General features: G+C 44.5%; 4 protein-coding genes. All 4 read left to right on the plus strand.

Annotated features, from left to right (window positions below; genetic code table 11):
* On the plus strand, positions 1–329 hold a 329-nt coding region (locus tag A3761_RS11655), incomplete at its 5' end, for a response regulator (RefSeq protein ID WP_156491807.1).
* Between the two features lie 57 nt (positions 330–386).
* Positions 387–848 (plus strand): PilZ domain-containing protein, encoded by a 462-nt coding sequence (locus A3761_RS11660; RefSeq protein WP_068507878.1) that lies wholly within the window; start codon positions 387–389, stop codon positions 846–848.
* A 261-nt stretch (positions 849–1,109) separates the two neighbouring features.
* Positions 1,110–3,707: an alanine--tRNA ligase gene (gene alaS / locus A3761_RS11665; protein ID WP_068507877.1), complete on the plus strand. Its 2,598-nt coding sequence runs from the start codon at positions 1,110–1,112 to the stop codon at positions 3,705–3,707.
* A gap of 55 nt (positions 3,708–3,762) precedes the next feature.
* Positions 3,763–4,524, plus strand: a 762-nt coding sequence (locus A3761_RS11670) for an aspartate kinase (protein WP_068515904.1), incomplete at its 3' end; no start/stop codon positions are given.

Raw genomic sequence — 4,524 nt, forward strand, 5'->3', positions numbered from 1 at the left:
TTGTTATGCGTATGCTGGAGCGTAATGGCTGCCAGGTAGACCTGGCGGTAAATGGGTTTGAGGCAATTGAGCTATTTAAGAAGAATAAATATGCTTTAATTTTTATGGATTGTTTAATGCCTGAAATGGATGGCTATGAAACCACGCAAATAATACGTGAGATCGAACGATCCAAGCCTGAACGTGGTCGTACGCCAATTGTGGCTTTAACAGCAAATGCTTTTGAAGAAGAAGCTGAGGGATGCTTCCAGGTCGGTATGGATGAGTTTATGACGAAGCCATTCAAAATAGCGCAATTGGAAATGGTGTTAGAAAGGCATGTCAACTAAACTGTACTTTGCCTACAATAAATTCTTAGTGAATAATAAGTGAGATTAACAAGAGTTATGAGAGCCTATATACGCCACCCGGCAGACGTACCAATAGAGTTTACGGCAGTTGATGAACTCTCACCTGAAAATGGTGCGGAATCGCTTGGTGCTGAAGGTGGCCATGTTGCTCTTGAAAAGTCAGTAGCCCAAGACGTTAGCTTGGGTGGTTTGAGTTTTAGTTCGAAACAGCGTTTAAAAGTCGGGTCAGTAGTAAATATTAAGATTCCGATTGTCGATCCTCCATTTGAAGCTCAGGCTAAGGTTATTTGGTGTTTGTCACGCCCGGATCGTTTTGAAGCGGGCATAGAGTTTACGAGTAGAGAGGATGCCTTTACTGCGCGTATGGTAGAGCAAGTTTGCCATATCGAACATTATCGAATGTGGGTTCAAGAGGTTGAAGGCCGCACGATAGATGGTGAACATGCTGCTGAAGAGTGGATAGGCAAGTTTGCACACGATTTTCCAGATATTACCTAAGATTTTAGTTATTTAAGGTCCCTTCTTTTTTCTTTCCTTTTCTATAGCTTTTCGTTAACCAGCTAACTTTAGGGTGCTTCCTTCGGCTTAACCGAGTTTTTTGTCGGGCGCTTTTTGCTTCCGGTAGCGACTATGTAAAAAAGTTGTAAATAGCGCGAGGAATCCAGTGTTTGGGTGGGGATGTTTGTGATAGAGTATCGCGCTCTTTTGGTTTAAAAAAACTGATTTTTCAGGAAAGTACAATAACAGGTGAGTTTTGTTATGAAAACGGCAGAGATCCGTCACGCATTTTTGAGCTTTTTTAATCGTAATAAACACGAGATTGTCGATAGTAGTTCTTTGGTTCCGGCAGATGATCCGACCTTGTTGTTTACAAATGCGGGAATGAATCAGTTTAAAGATACGTTTTTGGGAAAAGAGTCACGAGCTTATAATCGAGCGACCACCTCGCAAAAATGCGTCCGTGCTGGCGGTAAACATAACGATCTTGAAAACGTAGGTTATACAGCTCGCCATCACACCTTTTTTGAAATGCTAGGTAACTTCAGTTTTGGCGACTATTTTAAACAGGATGCAATTCGGTTTGCATGGCAATTTTTAACTGAAGAGTTAAATATACCGCAAGAAAAACTGTGGGTGACTGTCTATAAAGATGATAAAGAAGCTGAAGATATCTGGTTTAATGAAATCGGTATCGACCAGTCACGTTTTTCAAGGCTAGGAGAGAAAGATAACTTTTGGTCTATGGGAGATACCGGGCCTTGTGGGCCGTGTACCGAAATTTTTTATGATCATGGTGAGGATATTGCTGGTGATCCTCCTGGTGGTCCAAATGACGACGGTGATCGTTATATTGAAATTTGGAACCTCGTTTTCATGCAGTTTAATCGTACTGCTGACGGAGTGATGCATGACCTACCAAAGCCTTCTGTAGATACCGGTATGGGTTTGGAGCGTATTGCTGCCGTGATGCAGGATGTGCATACAAACTACGAAATTGATCTTTTTCAGACCATTCTAAATGGCGCATCCAAAATATTGGGTGGCGTTTCTATTGAAGAAAAATCTCTGCGGGTTATTGCTGATCATATTCGTGCCAGTGCCTTCTTGATTTCTGATGGTGTAATGCCTTCGAATGAGGGGCGTGGTTATACACTTCGCAGAATTATTCGCCGCGCTATTCGGCATGGAAATAAACTTGGTGCTTCTGAGCCGTTTTTCTATCGCCTTGTCGAGGTTTTGATTGACGCGATGGGTGAAGCTTACCCTGAGCTCAAGGTTTCCCGGAAGCAAGTAGAGCAAATCTTGCTTCAGGAAGAAGAGCAGTTCTCCAAAACGCTTGATAAGGGAATGAAGGTTCTGGAGTCAGATATTGCGTCTCTGGATAGTACCGTTATTTCTGGTGCGACGGTCTTTACTTTATATGATACTTACGGCTTCCCGGTTGATTTGACTAATGATATCGCTCGTGAGCGAGGGTTAACGCTAGATCACGAGGGTTATGAAGCTGCAATGGAAACGCAGCGAGAAAGAGCGCGCGCGTCGAGCAAATTTGGTGTTGATTACAACGACTCTTTGGATATTTCGGGGAGTACCGAGTTTGTTGGCTATGAAAGTTTTGATCATGAGTCAGAGGTACTGTCGGTTACGGTTGATGGTGAGAATGCCAAGGCTGGAGCTGGCGAGCAGTGTATCGTGGTATTGGCGTCGACACCTTTCTATGCAGAGTCGGGTGGTCAGGCTGGCGATACTGGTGTCCTCGAGTGGGATGGTGGTAAAGCACTGGTAAAAGATACCCAGAAACAAGAAAATCATTTTTTACATATTTGCCAGATTGAAAGTGGTGAGTTGTCATCAGGTGTTTCTGTTAAGGCATCCATTGATAGTGTTCAGCGTGATGCGACCGCTCTAAATCACTCGGCAACTCACTTGTTGCATGCAGCGCTTAGGCAGATTCTAGGAGAGCACGTCGTTCAGAAAGGTTCTTTGTGTAATGGTGAGCGTCTGCGTTTTGATTTTGCGCATTATGAAGCTGTTACGCCTGAGCAGTTGTTAGAAATAGAGTCTATGGTCAACGCGAGAATTCGAGAGAACTCTTTAGTAACAACGACTTTAACAGATATAAAAACGGCCAAACAAATGGGCGCTATGGCGCTGTTTGGAGAGAAGTATGGTGAGAATGTTCGAGTTCTCTCGATGGGGGATGATAACTTTTCTGTGGAGTTATGCGGTGGAACACATGCCCAGCGTACGGGTGATATTGGCTCGCTAGTGATAGTGTCTGAAGGTGGAATTTCGTCAGGTGTTCGCCGTATAGAGGCTTTATCTGGTGCAGAGGCTGAAGCTTGGAATCGAGAGTCGCAAGCGCAGTTGAAAAATGTCGCAAGTGTTTTCAAGGCGGGTAGAGAAGATGTTCTTGAAAAAGCAAATCAGTGGGTAGAAAAGTGTCGTGCGCTTGAGAAAGAGTTAGAGGTATTTAAGCAGAAAGCTGCAGCTGACGCAGGTTCTCAATTGGCTGACAAGGCAGTGGACGTTGCTGGGGTTAAAGTAGTTGCGGCTCAGTTATCGGGTGTAGATCGTAAAGGTCTGGAAGACGCTGTAGACAAGCTTAAGAACCAGTTTGAGAATGCGGTGGTTTTATTGGCTTCTGTAGACGGAGATAAAATTGCCTTGGTTGCTGGTGTGACGAAATCAATTTCCAAGCAGTACAAAGCTGGAGATTTGATGAAAGTCGTTGCGGCAGGTGTTGGTGGTAAAGGTGGTGGCCGGCCTGATTTTGCGAAGGGCGGTGGTACAGATGTTACTGCTCTAGAAGAAACCTTGGCGTCGGTAGCTGGATGGGTTGAGTCCCAGCAGTAGTTGCTTATTTAGTGTTAGGTTCTAAGTCTACAATTAAGAGGTTTTAAATAGGTCAATGGCCCTGATTGTTCAAAAATATGGCGGTACTTCAGTCGGTACGACTGAGCGTATCCAAGCTGTGGCAGAGAAAGTAAAAAAGTTTCGAGATTCAGGTGATGATGTTGTAGTGGTTGTCTCTGCAATGAGTGGAGAGACTAACAGGTTAATATCATTGGCCGATGCAATATCTAAGGATCCTGTACCTCGTGAAATGGATGTGCTGGTGTCGACCGGTGAGCAGGTGACGATTGCTTTGTTGAGTATGGCTTTGCAGCAGATTGATTGTGATGCAATGTCTATGACAGGTGGTCAGGTTCGTATTTTGACTGATCAGTCTCATATGAAGGCAAGAATACAGGATATTGATGAGTCGCGAATGCGCGAGGCCTTGTCTGCGGGTAAAGTTGTGGTTGTTGCTGGTTTTCAGGGAGTTGATGAGGATCATAATATTACGACGCTTGGTCGTGGCGGGTCAGATACCACTGCTGTTGCTCTAGCGGCTGCGCTCAAAGCGGATGAATGTCAGATTTATACAGATGTCGACGGAGTGTATACAACGGACCCAAGGGTTGTTGATAGTGCGCGCCGTATGGAAAAAGTGACATTTGAAGAAATGATAGAAATGGCGAGTTTGGGCTCTAAGGTTTTGCAGATTAGGGCGGTTGAATTTGCCGGGAAATATAGTGTGCCTTTAAGAGTGCTATCTTCGTTTGAGGATGGGCCAGGTACCTTGATTACGATTGATAGTGAGGAAAATATGGAGCAGGCTGCTGTTTCG

It is taken from the genome of Oleiphilus sp. HI0123 (assembly GCF_001635315.1).